Below are 17,715 nucleotides of genomic sequence, written 5' to 3' on the forward strand. Positions count from 1 at the left end.
ATGCTTGAACAGCAAATCTCCTTCGACGAAGCTCCGCACGTGATGCTGGGTGACATGCTGGTTGCCGACGGCAAGCTTGGTGCGCGGGATCTTGAACGCGCACTGTCGGCCCAGGTGGAAATGGGGGGCATGCTCGGGTCTGTGCTCATCCGGCTGGGGGTTGTGTCCGACCTGGATGTTGCGCGTGCGCTGTCGCGTCAGTTGGGGGTGCCGCTGATTGTGGCTGACGCGTTTCCTGGCGAGTTGCCGTTGCCGGAAGGGGTGGCCCCCGATTTTCTGGTCTCTCACCGGGTGTTGCCTCTCGCCGAGCAGGACGGGGTGCTGACCGTGGTTTGCGCCGAGCCGCAGAACGCTTTTGTCGTCAAGGCCTTGCGTCTCGCCACCGGGCTGGAAATCCGGGTTGCGCTGGGGCTTGAGAATGAAATAGAAACGGCCCTGAAGGGGTTGCTGGAGGCTCCGTCCGAGGATGGCGAGGCGAGCGATGACGGTGATGGATTTGACACCGGCGGCGACTTTATCGAGCATCTGAAGGATCTGGCCAGCGAAGCGCCAGTGATTCGTCTGGTGAACCATATCGTTGCCCGGGTCATCGACCTGAGGGCCTCGGATATTCATCTCGAGCCCTTCGATGATGGTCTGCACGTGCGTTATCGGGTCGACGGGGTAATTCAGATGGGCGAGTCCGTTGCTCCGGCCATGGCCGCCGCGGTCGTTTCACGGATCAAGCTGCTGGCTCACCTGAACATCGCCGAACGTCGTCTGCCACAGGATGGCCGCATCAACTTGCGCATCAAGGGGCGAGAGCTGGATCTGCGGGTTTCCACTGTGCCGACAGTGCACGGCGAGAGCGTGGTAATGCGTGTGCTCGACCGTGCCAGCATCCGATTCAGTCTGCACCAGATGGGCTTCAGCAAGGACACTCTGGAGGCGTTCGAGTCACTCCTGCTGCGGCCTCACGGTATTCTGCTGGTGACTGGCCCGACCGGCTCGGGCAAGACCACCACGCTCTACGCTGCCCTCAGTAAACTCGATGCCCAGGCCACCAAAATCATCACCGTGGAAGACCCGGTCGAGTATCAGCTCGGTGGCATTAACCAGATTCAGGTTCACCCCCAGATCGGACTCAGCTTTGCCAGCGCGTTGCGGGCCATCCTCCGGCAGGATCCTGACATCATCATGATCGGCGAAATGCGTGATGGGGAAACGGCGCAGATTGCCGTGCAGTCGGCCCTGACTGGTCACCTTGTGCTGTCCACTCTGCACACCAACACGGCTGCAGGTGCGGTGATACGTTTGCAGGATATGGGGCTGGAGCGTTATCTCATTACTTCCGCTGTGAATGGCGTGTTGGCACAGCGTCTGGTCCGCAAGTTGTGCGAGGCCTGCAAAGTGCCAGTCGATCTCGACGAGCAGGTCTTGCAGCGCAGTGGCCTGAAGCGTTTCATGCCGCCAGGGAGCTACCGGGTTTTTAACCCGCAGGGCTGCCCCGCCTGCCGCCAGACCGGCTATGTCGGCCGTACCGGCATCCATGAACTCTTTGTTCTGGGCGAGAGCATGCACAAAGCCATCATCTCCGGTGCAGATGCTACCGCCTTGCATGAAACAGCACGTAAGTCGGGCATGTTTACCCTCTACGAGGATGGCTTGCGCAAGGTCGCTCTGGGCGAGACGAGTCTTGAGGAGGTGCTGCATGTGACGCAGGATCAAAGCAATGCCTGAGTACGGTTATCAGGCCGTCGATGCCCAGGGTGCCCGCAAGGACGGCGTCGTCGAGGCGCTGTCCGAAGATGCAGTGCTGCGCAGTCTGAGATCCCGTGGGCTGACGCCCTTGCGCATTTCTCTGGCCACAGCCGGGAGCGTCGAGCCTGCGGCCATCGGTGGTATTGCCGTACCTGCATCCCGCCCACCGGGGAAGGGCAAGCCAACCCAAGCAGATCTGCTCGCGTTTACCTCCGAGTTGGCGATCATGCTGCGGGCCGGATTGTCTCTTGACCGGGCGCTCAAGGTCCTAGTCGGAATGAGTCACAAGGTGTCGGTGGGCAGTCTGCTCGAGGGGGTGCTCGCTGCAGTCAAGGGCGGGGCGCCGCTTAGTCGCGCGATCGCACCGCACCGGATCTTTTTTGGTGATTTTTACATCAATATGGTCCGCTCGGGCGAAATCGGTGGCCAATTGAGCGAGGTGCTGACCCGGCTTGTGGAGCATCTCGAGCGCATTCGCGCCCTCCGCGAAAGTGTCATCTCGGCGATGATCTACCCCGCCATTCTGTTGCTGGTGGCGGTTATTTCCGTGGTTGCCATGCTCGGTTTTGTTGTTCCCCAGTTTGAAACCCTCTTCAAGGACATGGGTGATGCGTTGCCCACGCCCACGCGGATCGTGGTTGCAACCGGTCACTTTTTTACCGACTACGGATTGTTGCTCGGGGTGGGCGTTTTCTTGCTCGGAGCGGCGCTGAGCAAGTGGTTCTCTTCACCGGCCGGCCGTTTGTGGTGGCAGGGAAAGGCTTTGCGTCTGCCTGTGTTTGGCCGGATTTTCCTCAAATACGAGATCACCCGCTTTACACGCTCCCTGGGTACCTTGCTCGGCAATGGTGTACCCGTTATCTCTGCACTCAACATCGCCACCGAAACCGTGGGTAATGTGCACGTCCGCAGCGCTTTCGAGCGCATCGCTCCGGCCATGAAAGGCGGTGGCCGAATGACCGACGCTCTTTATAAAACAGGTTTTTTTGAGCCAATGGCGATCAACCTCGTGCGCGTTGGCGAGGAAACTGGGCGCCTCGACAGTATGATGCTGGAGCTGTCGCGGATCCTCGATCGGGAGGTTGAGACCAGTATCAAGCGTGGGCTGACGCTCCTTGAGCCCTTGCTTATTCTGACGCTCGGCATGATGATCGCCGGGATTATCGTCTCGATCCTGATGGGCATTCTGTCTGTCAACGATCTGGCGGTGTAGTACTTTTCAAACCAAGATTCGGAGTCCCCATGCTGTACCTTTCCCGTTCTTCACGTCCGGCCCGTGCGGCCGGCTTCACGCTGGTCGAGTTGCTGGTCGTGCTGGCGATTCTGACCCTGCTGGTTGGCCTCGTCGGCCCCAAAATGCTGGGCCAACTGGGTGGTGCCAAAACTAAGACCGCAGGGGTCCAGATCAGCGATCTGGAGAAGTCGCTTGAGCTTTTCAAGCTTAGTGTCGGGCGTTTTCCGACTGACGAAGAAGGGCTCGACGCGCTGGTGAAGAAGCCCGCGTCGGCCAATGGCTGGGACGGTCCGTACCTAAAGGGCGGTACTGTACCTCTTGATCCGTGGAGCAACCCCTACAAGTACAAGCGCTCGCAGAATGGTGCCGATGTGGAGATCATCTCGCTGGGTGCGGACGGTTCTCCGGGTGGCGAGGGTGAGAATTCAGACATCCGTAATGGCAAGTAGTGGTGCCGGCCCGGCCTTCAGGCCGGGCATTCCGAAGGCACGCAGGGCCTTCGCCGGTTTCACCCTTCTCGAACTGATCGTCGCCTTTGCTGTTATCGCGCTTCTGCTGGGGCTGGCGCCAGTCGCCTTCGGCAAGCTCATGGAAACATCCCACTACCGCAGCACTGTTCGGCACATGCTCGCTGGCATGACGGCTACACGCCAACTGGCGACGCAGACGGGGCAGAGCGCGGCCTTCTTTGTTGATATGGAAAAGCGGGTTTTCGGACCGCAAGGCAAAGTGGATTACGCCTTGCCCGAGTCAGTCCAGGTACGTCTGATCGTGGCAGGCGTCGAAGCGGGGCAAGGGGGGGGGAGCATCCGCTTCTATCCTGGAGGTGGAGCCACGGGTGGAAGCGTGGACGTCTTCAAACGTTCGGGTGACGGTGTGCGCCTGCGCGTTGACTGGTTACTCGGTAGCGTTACCCAAGAGCCGATCTCCCGATGAATATTCGCCGTTCGCAGCTCCAGCGGGGTTTTTCCCTGCTGGAGGTGCTCGTTGCCTTTGCCATCATGGCACTCTCCCTGGCGGTGCTTTACCGAACCAGCGGTGGCAGCGTCAGGGCGGTTGCCGATGCCGAGCGCTATGAGCGTGCCGTTCGCACCGCCCGGTCGGTGTTGGCGATGTACGACGGGGTGCCCGAGTCGGGATTGTTTCTTGATGGCGTGGATGGTGGCCTGCGCTGGCAGGTAAAGTCTGCCGCCTATCCGCTTCCCGCCTCGCCAGGCCCCGCTGTGCCCCTTCACCGGGTCGATGTCGAAGTGGTTTTCGGCAACGAGGAGCGTCCCCAGTCCCTGATGTTGTCTACGCTTCTTCCTCAGCTCAAGCCCTCGCCCGGAGCGCCCCGGTGAAGGGCAAGCGGTCCCGGCGCCAGCTGGGCTTCACCATCATCGAGCTGATCATTTCGCTGGTGATCGTAGCGATCATCATGGTGGGTTTGCTCACGGCCATGCGTTCCTTCGGTATCACTGAGGAGAAACTCGACAAGCGCTTGGTGCTGGTTGATCAGCGGCGTGTCATTTCGGGGTTTCTCGACGATATTCTGGGCGTTGCGGTGCTTCGCCCGCGTCTGGCAAAGGTTGGTACTCCCGAGGAAAGCACTTTTCTCGGTCGTCCCGACAGTGTGCAGTGGGTTGGTGTGATGCCTGCCCGACATGGCGTGGGGGGGCTGTACCATTTCCGGCTTTACGTGGTGGGAGCCACTGAGGGCGGGAGTGCGCTGATGCTGTCTTATCTACCCTTCGCCGGCCTTGAGGTGCTGCCGGACTGGTCTCTGGCCGAGCAGCGGATCCTGGTGGATCGGCTTGAAGGTTTTTCGCTTCTCTATCAGCTGGAGGGCGCGGGCGAGTGGCTTGCCGAGTGGCGCAATACCGCCGAGCCGCGCAAGCTGGCGCGGGTTCGGCTGTCCATTGTCGCAGGTGGCGCGGAGTGGCCATTGCTGGTCTTTCCGGTGCGCAGTTTGATGCCAGATGGTACCGGGGTTCGGATCGTGAATGGGCCGGGGTAAGGTGATGAGAGAGTCCTCGAGGCTTCGGCGGCAGCGTGCCTATGCACTGATTGCCGTGTTGTGGATGATCAGCGCACTGATGCTGCTGGTGTCCGCCTTGGTATATCAGGCCCGTACCGAACTGCGGACGGTGACAGCTGGGCGTGAATCAGCTGTGGCAGAGGCGCGCGGCGATGCCGCAATCCAGCTCGCCCTGCGCGAGATTGTGTCGGACGCCAAGGTGTTTTCACGGCAGCGTACCCTCGATCTCATGTTTGACGGGGAGGGGGTCAGGGTTGTCGTGACGCCATTGAACGGTCTGATTTCTATCAACGCTGCGTCCGAGCCCCTGCTGGCGGCACTCTTTGTGCATGGCGCCGGGCTTGATCCGGCAAGAGCGCAGGCACTGGCTCAGCGAGTTATTGACTGGCGCGATCCCGATGCCAGGGCACTCCCTCAAGGCGCCGAAAGTCCCGAATATATAGCAGCTGGCGTGGCTTTCAGGGCCCGTGGAGGGCCGTTCGAGGCCACTGAAGATCTTCTTCAGGTGCTTGGAGTGGACTTTGAAACCTATGATAAAATTAAAAACTTGATAACTGTCGATGGTGGTTCGGCACGCACCAATCCTCTTGCTGCGCCCTTTGAAGTCTTGCGCGTGCTTGCCCAAGGAAACACCGCTATCGCGGATAGGTTTTCTACTGTGCGAGACTCGGGGCAAGGCCAAGTTGATACCACCAGTTTGATGCAGGAATTCATCGACCAATCCTCCTCGTTGCGATTTCGGCTAAAGGCTTTTGTGCCCGTTGGTGGAGAGCGCTTTCTTGTGTGCTCTCAGATTGTGGATGCTAACTCAACGGCATCTATTCGTCTGCCTTGGCGGGTGTTGCGCGCCGAACGGTCGTTTGGTGTGGTCGCCGATATTGCTGCAATGCCCCGCTGAATGACAACCAAGAAGAGTCGTTACAACCTGTTCGGGCTTGATCTGGCTGCGCTCGCCCGCTTCGTTCAGGAAGGATGGGCCGAGGCTGCTTTCTGGCCAGTCTTTCGATGGATGAGTCCACGTCAGCCCGTCCGCGTGATTAGTGCTGACGGGGGCGAAAGCGTACGACTTGGCGTTTCTGCTGATGTGGTTGATTTCAAGGGGAAAGTCGATCTGTTGGCGATTGAGTTGCCTGAGGATTTGGTTTTGCGCCGATTTCAGGTGCTGCCGCGTTTGAGTGAGGCAGATCTTGGCGCGGCTGTTGCCCTTGATGCGCGTAGCGCTAGTCCCTTTCCTGAGAACGACCTGGTTTGGGGCTTCTCTCGACGAGGCGTTACCGACGGTGATCAACTCCGTATCGAGTCGGTGCTCGCCTCGCGCTCCCAGATTCAGAAGCGTTTGGCTGCCTTGGGTTTGGGAGAGACTGCCGGCCAGCCGGAGGTATGGGCCGGCGGACTTCAGCCAATTATAATTCGCGGCTTTGGCGAGTCTGATCGCAAGAGCTTGGGATGGCGTGCTCGCTGGCTTTTCTTCTTCCTGCTGGCCCTCGGACTGATTTTGACGGCAGCCATTACCTTGACGCCACTCTTGCAGTTGAGGGCGCAGGTAATTGATGCCAATACGCGTAATCAGAGGCTTGTCAATAACGCTGCGCCTCAGGTGCGTTTGCGCGCAGATCTAGTGAAGCTGAATTTGGATCTTGAGCGGGTCAACGGTTTTGTCGCTAATTACGCTAATCCACTGCTGACCCTTGATGAGCTGTCTCTGCTGTTGCCGGATGACGTGTTGGTGAATACGCTCGAGTTCAAGGGAAATATCGTCCGTCTCTCTGGTCAGGCAGCGAATGCGGCCAAGTTACTTGACCTTCTCGGTGCTCAGCCTGGTTATCAGGAGGTCAAGGCCCCTTCGGCGACTACGAGGGTGCAGGGGAGCGGCAAGGAGTATTTCACCATCGAGTTCAAGATCAATCGCGCGGAAAAGGTCCAATGAGCCTGATTCGCTACAGGGCTCTCATCAGTGTTGGCGGGGCCTTCTGCATCGTTCTTGCGTCGCTTGCGGCAGCTGCCTGGTACGGCTGGGAGCGCTATCTTCAGGCAGAGGTCGCACTGCAGAATATAGAGCCCCGCTATGCTCGGTTGCTTGGTTTGCAGATGGCAGACGCCCCACTTAAGAAGGCTGTGATCGATGCCTATGCCGGCCTGCGGCGCTGGTCGTATCCGTCCGATCAGGATGTGGGCAAGGCTGGCAATGATGTGCAGCAGCGGGCCCGTCAGGCGGCAGAGCTGGGGGGCATGACTATCGTGAGCAGTCAGGTGCTTTCCGTGCGAGTTGAGAATGGTCTTGAACAAATTCCTGTCTCTTTGACGCTGGAAGGGGCGCTGCAGAGTCTGCAGGCGACCCTTGCCGCGATGACGGGAGGTGCGCCGGCACTGTTTGTGGATTCGCTCAGCGTTCGTGCCATTGACAAGGGGGATGTGAAGCTGCCCCAGCAGGTGTCTGTGACCATGGTCGTTGTATCTCTTCGCGTGCAACCATGAGGTTCAAATCATGGCTTCCGATGCTCTTTCTGGATCTGGCTTTGCTCGGCTGTTTGGCGGCCCTGTGGCTGGATGAGGATTACGATGTCAAAAGTGTGCAATGGCGTGCGCCTGCTGCTGTTGTTCCGAGCGCTGATTCCCTGTTGATGTTCAAAGTGGTGCCGCCGCAAAACGATCTTGTCCAGTTCAACAGTACGAGCGAGCGCCCGTTGTTTTGGGCGAGCCGGCGACCACCTCCGCCTCCGCCTCCGGAGCCCAAGAAGGGTGAGGAAAAAGAGCCGGATCCTTTGGCGGATATCCGGCTGGTTGGCTTGATAGATGGTGTCGGGCGTGGTGGTGTGATTGCGCTGACAGGTGGCAAGTTCCGGCGGGTGGGGCTCGGCGAACCCCTTGGTGGCTGGGTTCTTGAAGGTATAGAAGGTTTTTCGGCACGCTTCAAAAGTGCTTCTGGTGATGTGCGGACACTAGTGCTCAAGCATGCCGCACAAGGGAGCTCCAGCCTTGCTGTCCAGGGCGTTGCCGCCGTCGCTGACGGCATGCCTAGAATTGTCGGGAACGACGGAAAATCGAGAACAGTGGAAGAGGCGATCGCAGATCGCCGGGCTCGGAAGGCGGCCCTGCTTTCGCGTGGGAACAAGCGCCCTCCGCAGTGATCAATAAATGGGTTCCCTAAGGATGAAACGGCTGCAATCTGTTGCTTTAATGGTGTCTCTGGCTCTGCTCTGTCAAGCTGCCTTGGCTCAGGGTATACCCGGAGCAACGCCACCGGCATTGCCCGGTTCGCTCTCCGCGGACGCCGCAGGCCGCACCTCTATGGATGTTGGTGCTCCGGTTGATGTCTATCGTGCGGAGGGCTCTGTTGCGCCTGCCACTGTTCCTGATACCGGGCCGGCTGGCAGTGCGCTTTCTGCTGCCAAAACCAAGCGATCTAATCCTGTGCTGATCAAGGGGAATGATCAGGTGGTCAAGCTTCCGGCTGCACGGAATATGGTTGCCGTAGACGAAACCGGCGTCGCGCTGCGTTTCGAGCAGGCCCCGGTAACGGAAGTGCTTCATGCTGTCCTGGGCGATCTTCTGAAGCTTGATTACGCAATCGTGCCGCCGCTTTCGGGTGACATCACGCTGCATACGCAGAATCCGGTTCCCCGAGACCAGCTCCTGACCATCATCGAGTCGCTGCTTCTGAATAACGGGATTGTCATGGTTCCCGATGTGAACGGTCGCTACCGTATCGGCAAGGCGGATGTGATGAAAAGTGCGGTGCCGATCCTGCGAAGAGCGGATTCGGGCGCTGCAGGGTATGGCAGCGTGATCATCCCGCTGCAAAACATCGGAGCGGCCGAGATGGCTGACATCCTGCGTCCCGTGGCAGGTCCGGAAGCTTTTGTCCGGGTGGATCTGTTGCGCAATTTGCTCGTTCTGGCGGGCTCCCGCAATCAGATTGAAGGCTGGCTGGAGATTGTCTCTACCTTTGATGTGGACTTGCTCAAGGGGATGTCGGTGGGTCTTTTTCCGCTTGAGCACACATCGGTCAAAGAAATCGAGGCGGCCTTGCGCTCTTTGTTCGCGAGTGGCGAGTCTGCTGCCAAGGGGCTGACGGCGGCTGCCGGTGCCGCCGGCGGATCTGCCACAAAGACGGACGATGCGAGTGCCGTGCCTGCAATTCGACTGGCGGGGCCGCTGGGTGGATTGGTGCGTGTGCTCGGGATTGAGCGGCTGAATGCTCTGCTTGTCATCACGCCGCGTGCCCACATGCTTGATCAAGCGAAGGTCTGGATCGAGCGGCTCGACAAACCGATGGACTCCGATGGGGAGGCTCAGCTTTACGTGTATCCGGTTCAGAACGGGTCGGCTCAGCATCTTGCTAATTTGTTGAACGGGCTTTATGCGCCACAGCCTACCACCACCTCAGGTCAGTCCACGACAGGGGTTGCTCCCGGTCTGGTCGCCACAACCCAGGCGACTGCCGGTTTTGGTACGGGTTCAAGCGCTTTTGGTGCGGGGGGCTTCGGTTCCATGAGCGCGGGGGCCGGTACTCGAGCCGGTCAGGGGCAGATTAATCCTTCTTCGGTCACGCAGGTCAGTCTGGGCAAGGACATTCGTGTCGTTTCGGACAACAACAACAACGCCTTGCTGATTCATGCGCCGAAGCGCGATTATAAGCGGATCGAGGCTGCGCTCAGGCAGCTCGACATCACCCCCAACCAGGTTCTCATTGAGGCGAGCATTGTTGAGGTGACCCTGACCGACGAAACCAAGTACGGCTTGCAATGGTATTTTCAGGGTGGTGTAGGGCGTAGTGGCTGGAGTGGGGTTGGTGTGCTCAGTAACTCGACGACGGGTGCCATCGACGCTGCACAGCAGGGATTTTCCTATACGGTTACCAACCCGCTTGGTGCGGTACGGGCCGTGCTTAACGCGATGGCCGACAAGCAGTTGGTGAACGTAATCTCATCGCCGTCCGTGATGGTCCTGGATAATCAGACTGCATCGATTCAGGTGGGGGATCAGCAGCCTATCAGGTCGTCGACCACCTTGACCGATGGCGGTGTGAGCACGTCCTCCATCCAGTACAAGGATACCGGTGTGCTGCTTTCGGTGATTCCCTCGGTCAATGCGGGTAACTTGATCACCATGCAGATCAATCAAAGCATTTCTGATGTTGGAAGCGTGGATTCCGCGACGGGGCAGCGTACTTTTCTGCAGCGGATGATCGCTAGCAAGGTTGCGGTTCGTTCGGGAGAAACGATTGTTCTCGGTGGTTTGATTCGGGATAATAAGGGCGATGGAAAGCAGGGCATCCCGTTGCTGCAGGATATTCCTGTGCTGGGGGCCTTGTTTTCGACCACTACACTCAGTAAGACCCGAACAGAGTTGCTTGTCATGATCACGCCCAAGGTTGTTCGTACGGAGCAGGATGTGCGCGAAGTCGGTGCCGAGTTGAAGTCCAAAATGTACGGGCTGAAGCCTTTGCTGTCGCCCAAGCGCTGAGTGAAGTGACTCTGCATAAGCGCGAGTCGTGAAACGATTTTCATCTTTCGAAAGTGCCGTGAGTGTGATGATGCAAGATGCTTTTTTTCTGCGCAACGTGATTTCTGGCCGCGCCCTCAGCCGTGCGCGGTGGGCTACGATGGCGGCTGCCAGCATGCTCATGCTTGCAGGGTGTGCGGCTTTTGCACCAAAGGCGCCGGAGCTTGAAGTCCGGGAAAGAGCCCAGGCCCGGTGGGATGCCTTGATTGCTGGAAATTGGGAAAAGGCCTATAGTTACTCGACGCCTGCGTACCGTAAAGCGGTGGATTTGTTCGGCTTTAGGGCAAGATCCGCAGGGCCGGTTAAACTTAAGAGCGCCGAGGTCGTTAATGCAAGGTGCAGGGATCTGACATGCGAGGTAACCGTCCGTGTCGGGTTTGCACCGCTGCAGCGGGGATATCCGGAAACTTTTACTGATCTTGAGGACCGATGGGTTCTTGAGAGTGGTGACTGGTGGCGCTACGAGCGGTTCTAGTTTTAAAATTTGTTGCTTTGCAGCATGATGTTTCGACGAATGGTTGACTTGTGTAAGATTTTGTTGTTTTGATGCAACAAAACATTGCTGCATTGTGCTGGTGAGTTGTTCAAAAAAATTGCTGTCTGTGCTAATGTCTCATTCAGCGTAAGACTTGATTACGTTGCGTTCATTTTTAAGCTATTTAGGAGTTCTTGTATGAAGAAAAGTCTTCTTGCTGTTGGTGTTGCCGCTACTCTGGGTGCTCTGTCCGGCGTTTCGAACGCAGCGATGACCGTTGCCCAGAACGGTGTTGGTCAAATCAACATTCTGCCGTACTACACCGTTCAGAATGGCAATACCACCCTGATCAGCATCGCCAACACCGACGAACTGAACGGCAAGGCTGTCAAGGTTCGTTTCCGCGGCGCTCAGTTCTCTGACGACGTCTTTGACTTCCAGGTCTTCCTGTCCCCGGCTGACGTGTGGACCGCTGCTGTGACCCTGGATGGTAACGTTGCGCGCCTGACGACGAACGACAATTCCTGCACGCTGCCGGCCAAAGCTGATTTGAATCAGAAATTTGTGACCGCCCGTCTGCTGGATGCCAACAAGGCCCAAGGCACCCGTGAAGGCTATGTTGAAATTATCAACATGGGCGATATCCCCGTTTCCGCCGTTCCTGACTCGCTGTACGTGGCTACCAAGCACGTCAATGGCGTTGCTCCTTGCACCACGGCTGTTCTGATTGGCGATGTCGCCGCTCCGAACGACCTGACTGGTAAGCTGACCAATCCGAAGACCGGCCTGACCTCCTTTGCGACCATTATCAACGTTGCAAACTCCAAGGCCTTCACCGTTCCGGCAACTGCCCTGAACCAGATTGACGGTGTTACTGGTCTGCCGTCGCTTGTCGTCCCGGTTCGCTACTCCCGTCAGGCTAACCTGACCACTGGTACGCTTTCTTTTGGTTCCGTCTCCCCCGCGTTTGCTTCTGCTCAGACCGCCGATAGCGTGTTCGACCCTGCTACCGGCAACGTAAAGATGTACGAGTTCGACCTGCCTGACTTGTCGACTCCGTACGGAACTGCTAACGCCGCTGCACAACTGGCCGAACTGCAAACTGCTCTGGCCAAGGGTTCTGTCGTGACCGAGTACGCCACCGATGATTCCATCCTGGCCTCTACCGATGTGGTTCTGTCCCAGCCGACCCGTCGTTACTACTACACCTGGACCGACACCCCGACCGCTGCTACCGATCCGCTGCGCACTCTCGCGACTGTCGACGGTGCTACCGGTGTCTACAGCAGCTTGGATGCTGATACCAACTCCGTTACTGTTGGCGCCCCTAGCGTCTATGATCGCGAAGAGCGTACCGTCTCTGCTGAAAACAACATCGTGATCTCCCCGAACCCGCAAGGTTCTGCCACTTGGACCCTGATTGGCGAAGTCTCCGTGGTTTCGATTAACAACGGTGCTGGTAAGACTGGCGCTCTGGGCGCTGAGATTACCGCTCAGGACTACACCTTTGCTTACAACGACGGTCTGGTTCGTTTGAGCACTACTGCAGGCGTTCAAGCACTGCCGGTGATCGGCTTCACCGCCGTGAATGTGTTCAATGCGAGCGCTGGTGGTGCCGCCGGTACCAACTACGGTCAAGTGCTGCCGCTGAAGTGGAACACCGCTCCGTAATCTAGCTGGACTGAAAACCTTCTGCGTTTCTGGGAAGGTTCTTCAAACGACAAAGGCGGGCATAGCCCGCCTTTGTCGTTTTTAGCAAAGGGCTTCCCATTGATTCGGATGTCCATTGTTTGAACGAATACTGTTTTTCCGATTTTCTCCATTGGGGTGATTACGTTGAAGTTGTCGACTCTGTACCTCGTTCCCTTTTTTGTAACGCTTGTCTCCAGCCAATCGGTTTGTGCGGCCGATGAAGTTGTCGTGACTCATGCCAAGGTCACCGTGAGTTCTGCCGATTTGCAGGCCGACATGGCAGGGCGATCGCCCGAGTTGCTGAAGCGTATGCGCGAGCCTGACTCTCCCTCGGCTGAGCGGATGGCTGCCGACATCATGCTGCGTCGCCTGGTGGCGAACAAAGCCCGCGAAGAGGGCCTGGTGACCCGCAAGGATATCCTTGATCGCCTCAAGTTGGCGGAAGAACGTGCCTTGTACGAGATCTACATGGAGCAGGCCGAGTCCAAGACCGTGTCAGAGAGTCAGATCGAAGCCATCGCCCGCGATGAGTACAAGGCATTTCCCGAAAAATTTACCAAGCCTGAAGAAGTGCGTGCACGCCACATTCTTTTCCGGGCTTGCGGCAGTGATCGGACAGCCTCCCGCGCGTTGGCCGAGTCCGTGCTCGAAAAGCTGCGCAATGGTGAGTCCTTCGAAGAGCTTGCCCAGAAGTATTCCGATGATCCCGGCTCAGGCAGGCGGGGCGGTGATCTCGGCATGAAGCCGAAGGGCGCGATGGTGCCCGAGTTCGAGGCGGTCGCCTTCGCCATGAAGAAGCCCGGAGAGCTTTCCGGGATCGTGGAGACCAACTTCGGGTTGCACATCATTCGTTTCGAAGAGCGCCAGGCGCCGGTGTTGCGCCCCTTTGACGAGGTGAAAGATGCCCTCATGGAAAGTGTCCGCAATCGCATGCGAGGTGAGGTCCGCAAGAAAATCGCTGATCCGCTACGCGATCCTGCCGCGATCAAGATTGACGCGGACGCCGTACGGCGCGCAGTAAGCAAGTAACACGCACATTTTCATGATGCCTGCGAGTGCCGGACGGATTCAATGAACATCCTGACCGAACTTTGGCAGCAGCGCTGGTTGTTCCTCACCTTTGTCCGGCGCGAGGTCACCAGCCGCTATTCCGGAACGATTGCCGGCGGATTGTGGGCGCTCGGTCAACCCGTGCTTTTGTTGATGATCTACGGATTCGTCTTTCGAAAGGTCTTCAAGGTCGGGTTTCCCGAGTTGGGCGAGCACAGTTTCGTTGCATTTGTGGCCTGTGCCCTGTGGCCGTGGATGGCCTTCCAGGAAGGGGTGCAGAGGGCGACCCATGCGGTCGTGGGTAACTCCGGCCTGGTCAAGAAAGTGCATTTTCCCCATGAATTGCTGGTGTTCGCGTCCATTGGCGCCACCTTCTTCATTCATTTCGTGGGGTTTATGGTGGTCATCTGTGCCCTGGCCATCGCTGGCGAGCCGTTCCGGTTTTCCGGGCTGCCGGTAGTGCTGATGGGCTGGCTGGCGCTGTTGCTGCTGGCTTCGGCCATAGCTTTGGTGACGGCATCCTTTCAGGTTTTTCTGAAGGACATCGACCACATGCTGGGCCCGGCGCTGATGATCATGTTTTATGTCACGCCGATTCTGTATCCCACGACTCAGGTGCCAGAGTCGGTGCGCTGGATCGTTGCTTTCAACCCGCTCGTGCATCTGCTCGAGCCCATCCGTGCTGGCTTGATGCACGGCAATCTCGCAGCTTTCGGGCAGCTTTCCCTTTTTATCATTGGCGGTGCAGGTGCCGTGTTCGCAGCAGTGCTGCTGTTTCGGCGTCTCTCCGACTATTTCGAGGATTTCATCTGATGAGCGGGAATCCTGTTGAAGCCCCGCTGATCAGCCTGTCGGGTATCGGCAAATCGTATCCGATTGCAAATTCAGCCGCCGGTCGTATTCGTACCTTGTATTCCCTGCTGCGCCGCCAGCCTTTTGCCGAGCGTTATGACGCACTCACGGACATCAGTCTTGAAGTACGCCGCGGAGAATCGTTGGGGCTGATCGGAATGAATGGGGCGGGCAAGTCGACGCTTCTGAAGATTATTGCCGGCGTAGTCAAGCCAACTGCAGGAGCGTTGCAGCTTCGGGGACGCATCAGTGCCTTGCTAGAGCTCGGGGCGGGTTTTCACCCGGAGTACACCGGTCGCCAGAATGTATTTCTGGCGACCGCGTTGATGGGGTTGAGTGAGCGTGAGACACGGGAACGGCTAGACGACATTCTGGCTTTTGCCGATATCGGCGAGCATGTGGATCAGCCGATCAAGCATTACTCTTCCGGCATGATCGTGCGTCTCGGCTTTGCCGTTGCGACAACGGTCAGTCCGGACATCCTGATCACCGACGAAGTGCTGGCTGTTGGAGATGAGTCCTTTCAGCGCAAATGCATTGCGTGGATGGAAAACTACCTCTCGAGTGGCGGCACGTTGCTGCTGTGTGCTCACAGCATGTTCCACATTCAAAAGCTCTGCCAGAAGGCTGCATGGATTCATGACGGCCGCCTGCAGGCCTATGGAGACTCGCACCGCGTGACGCGGGAGTATCTAGCCTGGCATGACTCAAAGAGTACGCCGAAGGCGCAGGATCACGCGATGGCCATATCAAGCGGCACCTATGCGTTGCTTTCCATGTCGCTGAACGGCTTTCCCAGTCAGGAGGGGGTGACTGTGCCGGTTGGTGCGTCGCTGCGAATCGGTGGCCGGGTATTTTCGCCGGACGGACGCGTGCCGACTGCGTTGGTCGGATTCGTCCGCAAAGATGGCATGCCGATTTATGGTGTTTCCTCCGAGATGGATGGTCATGTTCTGGCTCGCGTCGGCGCACAGGAGTACGAATTTGAATTCGAGGTACCTGAGCTTTCGTTACTGCCGGGTGAATACAGGGTCAAGGGGCACGCGCTGGATCCCGAGGGGTATCGTCTTTTTGATGAGCTGATTGGCGAGCTGACGGTGATCGGGGAAAGTCGTGAGCTCGGTGTGTGTCGGTTGCCGCATCGATGGAACGCCATTTGAGTTCTCTCATCGCCCATGTTAAATGGTGGGCGGAGCGGGGCAGGTTGGGTTCGCAGGGGCTGGCCCTGCTGTTTGGCGGAGCTTTCGGACTTGCGATGAGTTTGGTCGCCTGGTCGCCGGATGTGGCTTTAGGCCTGATTTTGCCCATTGTCGTCAGTGTTCTCTGGGCTGAAACCCTGCGCGCGCGCGCAGGGTTTTCCAGTCTAGCCGGAGGCTGGGTGCTGGCTGTGCTGCTGTTGCTCGCTGTGCTGGCTGGTCTTGGATTGCTCGGGGTTCCGGCTGTCGTAGTTGCCGCCATTTTGATTGCGGTGCTGGGTGTGGGATGTTATGTAGCGGCCCCCGCCCTCTGCAATACTGCATCGTCAGCTGCTCCTCTTGTCCTGTTACTGTTTCTGGCATCTGTCGCGCTTCTGTTCTGGGGGGAAAGTGCGTGGACCGCGTCGGTCAGCATTGCTACTGGCGGTCAGCAGAAAATCTGGCAGGACTGGTATTTTCATGGCGCACTGATCGATATGCTGGCGCAGGGTGCGGTGCGCCCAGTGCATGACCTGCGCGGTGTCGGCCTGCCACTGGCACCTTACCATTACCTGAGTTACGGTCTGCCCGCCTGGCTGGAGTCCCTGACTGGGGCGAGTGGCCTGGGTCTGGCTCTGACTCTGTGGTGGCCGCTCGGTCTGCTGCTGCTTGTAGCTGCGGGTTCTGAATGGGTTGCCCGCCTTCGGCCGGATTTTCCCTGGCTGGCCGTGCTGCTGCCCCTGATGTTGTTCTGGCCGGATGCAGCTGCGCTGGGGTCCGGTCAGCGCTTCCTGGGCTGGCATTGGCTGCAGACGATTTCTCCCGGCAGCCTGTATGGCTGTGCTGCGGCGCTGCTCCTGACGAGTTGGCTGGCGGGGCAGTGGCAGTGTGCCACTGTGGCTCCCTCAAGAACACTGCTAATAATGGCTGGTGCCTTGGCTGTTTCCATGTTTTTCAAGGCCCAGATTATTTTGTTGGCAGGTCCCTTACTCCTTTTCTGGTGGGGTGGCACGCTGCCGGGTGGGGGGGGGCGACGCCGGATGTTGACGGGCGGAATGGCCATCGTAGCACTGGTCATCCTTCTGTGGCTGCCGTTGCCAGGCCTTCCCCTGATGCGCCTTGGCGGCGGTGGGTGGCGTGAATACTGGCCTGCTTTGTTGCATTTGCAAGAGGCTGGTTGGCTTTCGGGCTTGCGCGCCGGATGGATGGCGCCCTTCGTCATTTTGGCAGGTACGCTCGGGTGGATGCTGGTCGGCATCCTGGCCTGGCCGCGAGCCCCGTGGCCGGTGCGCTACTGGATGCTCTTGTTGATTGGCGGCTACCTTCTGTTTGCATTAGGCCTTGATCCCGATAATAGGGGTGGAGCGGGGACGCCGGAAGAAGTGCAGCACCGTCCGCTGGTCTGGGTGCTTCCCATGTGGTGGCTGACAACCGGTCCCTTCCTGTTTCCGGACTCTGTCAGTGGGATGCTTCAGCGGCGTTGGTCGGGTGTGCTTTGCACGATGATGGTCGTTGTAGTCGGCTGCATCGCCGGTGCTGCTTTCGGACCGGGCGTGCAGCGGGGCCCGGGAAGTATCGCGGGGACGCCGGCATTGTCGAAGGGAATGGTTGAGGCTGCGGCTTTCATCAGAAAGAAGGCCAGGGCCGGCGACATTTGCCAGAATGCAGATGCTGACCCTCAGTTCCGATGGGCGGCCCTTAGCCAGTGCGCTCCCTACTGGATTGGTTTCAACTTGCATGCCCGAAGTACGGGCCCGGTACGCGAGCGGGCTGCCGAATGGTTGCGCATTCGGGGGTTGCCGGCTGTCGAGCGGGTCGAGGCGTTCCGGCGCGCTGGCATTCGATGGTACAGTGCGGGGCCGTTTCCCCCCGGCCGTGGCGATGTTTTGCCCGATGATTCTCGCTTGCCCTTAACGCCGGCATTCCAGTCTGGCGATGGTTATGTCGTCTACCAAATTCCTTCCTGATGCTTTGC

At 58.5% G+C, this 17,715-nt stretch carries 17 protein-coding genes; all 17 read left to right on the top strand.

Annotated features, from left to right (window positions below):
• Positions 1 to 54: 54 nt before the first annotated feature.
• The 17 genes from ETQ85_RS06335 to ETQ85_RS06415 all read left to right on the top strand — a co-directional run bounded on the left by ETQ85_RS06335 (position 55) and on the right by ETQ85_RS06415 (position 17,707).
• The gene (locus tag ETQ85_RS06335; RefSeq protein ID WP_246128649.1) at positions 55 to 1,719 is read left to right on the top strand and encodes a GspE/PulE family protein; all 1,665 of its coding nucleotides are present in this window, start codon (positions 55 to 57) and stop codon (positions 1,717 to 1,719) included.
• Entirely contained in the window at positions 1,712 to 2,953 is a 1,242-nt protein-coding gene (locus ETQ85_RS06340; protein ID WP_148578211.1) for a type II secretion system F family protein, read from the top strand. Before ETQ85_RS06335 ends, ETQ85_RS06340 begins: the two co-directional genes overlap by 8 nt.
• A gap of 29 nt (positions 2,954 to 2,982) precedes the next feature.
• On the top strand, positions 2,983 to 3,423 hold the full coding sequence (gspG, locus tag ETQ85_RS06345; RefSeq protein ID WP_148578212.1) for a type II secretion system major pseudopilin GspG: 441 nt from the start codon (positions 2,983 to 2,985) through the stop codon (positions 3,421 to 3,423).
• Positions 3,413 to 3,910: a pilus assembly FimT family protein gene (locus ETQ85_RS06350; protein ID WP_148578213.1), complete on the top strand. Its 498-nt coding sequence runs from the start codon at positions 3,413 to 3,415 to the stop codon at positions 3,908 to 3,910. Before gspG ends, ETQ85_RS06350 begins: the two co-directional genes overlap by 11 nt.
• Complete coding sequence (locus ETQ85_RS06355; protein ID WP_148578214.1) at positions 3,907 to 4,314, top strand: type IV pilus modification PilV family protein; 408 nt, start codon at positions 3,907 to 3,909, stop codon at positions 4,312 to 4,314. Before ETQ85_RS06350 ends, ETQ85_RS06355 begins: the two co-directional genes overlap by 4 nt.
• Positions 4,311 to 4,970 carry a prepilin-type N-terminal cleavage/methylation domain-containing protein gene (locus tag ETQ85_RS06360; protein ID WP_187394597.1) on the top strand — a complete coding sequence of 220 codons (660 nt, stop codon included), beginning with the start codon at positions 4,311 to 4,313 and terminating at the stop codon, positions 4,968 to 4,970. Before ETQ85_RS06355 ends, ETQ85_RS06360 begins: the two co-directional genes overlap by 4 nt.
• Positions 4,971 to 5,034: 64 nt before the next feature.
• Complete coding sequence (locus tag ETQ85_RS06365) at positions 5,035 to 5,889, top strand: type II secretion system minor pseudopilin (protein ID WP_187394598.1); 855 nt, start codon at positions 5,035 to 5,037, stop codon at positions 5,887 to 5,889.
• On the top strand, positions 5,890 to 6,918 hold the full coding sequence (locus tag ETQ85_RS06370) for a PilN domain-containing protein (protein ID WP_148578217.1): 1,029 nt from the start codon (positions 5,890 to 5,892) through the stop codon (positions 6,916 to 6,918).
• A complete protein-coding gene (gspM, locus tag ETQ85_RS06375) occupies positions 6,915 to 7,466 on the top strand; it encodes a type II secretion system protein GspM (RefSeq protein WP_148578218.1) in 552 nt (183 codons plus the stop codon). The genes ETQ85_RS06370 and gspM overlap by 4 nt, the downstream gene beginning before the upstream one ends.
• Positions 7,463 to 8,119, top strand: coding sequence for a hypothetical protein (locus ETQ85_RS06380; RefSeq protein ID WP_222862084.1), 657 nt, complete (start codon positions 7,463 to 7,465; stop codon positions 8,117 to 8,119). Before gspM ends, ETQ85_RS06380 begins: the two co-directional genes overlap by 4 nt.
• A 22-nt stretch (positions 8,120 to 8,141) precedes the next feature.
• Complete coding sequence (gspD, locus tag ETQ85_RS06385; protein ID WP_187394599.1) at positions 8,142 to 10,457, top strand: type II secretion system secretin GspD; 2,316 nt, start codon at positions 8,142 to 8,144, stop codon at positions 10,455 to 10,457.
• Positions 10,458 to 10,485: 28 nt separating this feature from the next.
• Complete coding sequence (locus tag ETQ85_RS06390) at positions 10,486 to 10,971, top strand: hypothetical protein (protein ID WP_148578220.1); 486 nt, start codon at positions 10,486 to 10,488, stop codon at positions 10,969 to 10,971.
• Between the two features lie 198 nt (positions 10,972 to 11,169).
• Positions 11,170 to 12,642 (top strand): hypothetical protein, encoded by a 1,473-nt coding sequence (locus ETQ85_RS06395; RefSeq protein WP_148578221.1) that lies wholly within the window; start codon positions 11,170 to 11,172, stop codon positions 12,640 to 12,642.
• Positions 12,643 to 12,807: 165 nt separating this feature from the next.
• Positions 12,808 to 13,692 (top strand): peptidylprolyl isomerase, encoded by an 885-nt coding sequence (locus ETQ85_RS06400; RefSeq protein WP_222862085.1) that lies wholly within the window; start codon positions 12,808 to 12,810, stop codon positions 13,690 to 13,692.
• Positions 13,693 to 13,734: 42 nt separating this feature from the next.
• On the top strand, positions 13,735 to 14,526 hold the full coding sequence (locus ETQ85_RS06405; RefSeq protein WP_148578223.1) for an ABC transporter permease: 792 nt from the start codon (positions 13,735 to 13,737) through the stop codon (positions 14,524 to 14,526).
• Complete coding sequence (locus tag ETQ85_RS06410) at positions 14,526 to 15,725, top strand: ABC transporter ATP-binding protein (RefSeq protein WP_148578224.1); 1,200 nt, start codon at positions 14,526 to 14,528, stop codon at positions 15,723 to 15,725. The genes ETQ85_RS06405 and ETQ85_RS06410 overlap by 1 nt, the downstream gene beginning before the upstream one ends.
• Complete coding sequence (locus ETQ85_RS06415; protein WP_148578225.1) at positions 15,722 to 17,707, top strand: hypothetical protein; 1,986 nt, start codon at positions 15,722 to 15,724, stop codon at positions 17,705 to 17,707. The genes ETQ85_RS06410 and ETQ85_RS06415 overlap by 4 nt, the downstream gene beginning before the upstream one ends.
• Positions 17,708 to 17,715 lie beyond the last annotated feature (8 nt).

It is taken from the genome of Zoogloea oleivorans, from assembly GCF_008107625.1.
In the GTDB taxonomy this organism is placed as follows: domain Bacteria; phylum Pseudomonadota; class Gammaproteobacteria; order Burkholderiales; family Rhodocyclaceae; genus Zoogloea; species Zoogloea oleivorans.

What these genes read in the sequence shown, in the direction of transcription:
- ETQ85_RS06335 (WP_246128649.1), top strand. Translation starts at nt 55, where the DNA reads ATGCTGGTTGCCGACGGCAAGCTTGGTGCGCGGGATCTTGAACGCGCA.
- ETQ85_RS06340 (WP_148578211.1), top strand. Translation starts at nt 1,712, where the DNA reads ATGCCTGAGTACGGTTATCAGGCCGTCGATGCCCAGGGTGCCCGCAAG.
- gspG (WP_148578212.1), top strand. Translation starts at nt 2,983, where the DNA reads ATGCTGTACCTTTCCCGTTCTTCACGTCCGGCCCGTGCGGCCGGCTTC.
- ETQ85_RS06350 (WP_148578213.1), top strand. Translation starts at nt 3,413, where the DNA reads ATGGCAAGTAGTGGTGCCGGCCCGGCCTTCAGGCCGGGCATTCCGAAG.
- ETQ85_RS06355 (WP_148578214.1), top strand. Translation starts at nt 3,907, where the DNA reads ATGAATATTCGCCGTTCGCAGCTCCAGCGGGGTTTTTCCCTGCTGGAG.
- ETQ85_RS06365 (WP_187394598.1), top strand. Translation starts at nt 5,035, where the DNA reads ATGATCAGCGCACTGATGCTGCTGGTGTCCGCCTTGGTATATCAGGCC.
- ETQ85_RS06370 (WP_148578217.1), top strand. Translation starts at nt 5,890, where the DNA reads ATGACAACCAAGAAGAGTCGTTACAACCTGTTCGGGCTTGATCTGGCT.
- gspM (WP_148578218.1), top strand. Translation starts at nt 6,915, where the DNA reads ATGAGCCTGATTCGCTACAGGGCTCTCATCAGTGTTGGCGGGGCCTTC.
- ETQ85_RS06380 (WP_222862084.1), top strand. Translation starts at nt 7,463, where the DNA reads ATGAGGTTCAAATCATGGCTTCCGATGCTCTTTCTGGATCTGGCTTTG.
- gspD (WP_187394599.1), top strand. Translation starts at nt 8,142, where the DNA reads ATGAAACGGCTGCAATCTGTTGCTTTAATGGTGTCTCTGGCTCTGCTC.
- ETQ85_RS06395 (WP_148578221.1), top strand. Translation starts at nt 11,170, where the DNA reads ATGAAGAAAAGTCTTCTTGCTGTTGGTGTTGCCGCTACTCTGGGTGCT.
- ETQ85_RS06405 (WP_148578223.1), top strand. Translation starts at nt 13,735, where the DNA reads ATGAACATCCTGACCGAACTTTGGCAGCAGCGCTGGTTGTTCCTCACC.
- ETQ85_RS06410 (WP_148578224.1), top strand. Translation starts at nt 14,526, where the DNA reads ATGAGCGGGAATCCTGTTGAAGCCCCGCTGATCAGCCTGTCGGGTATC.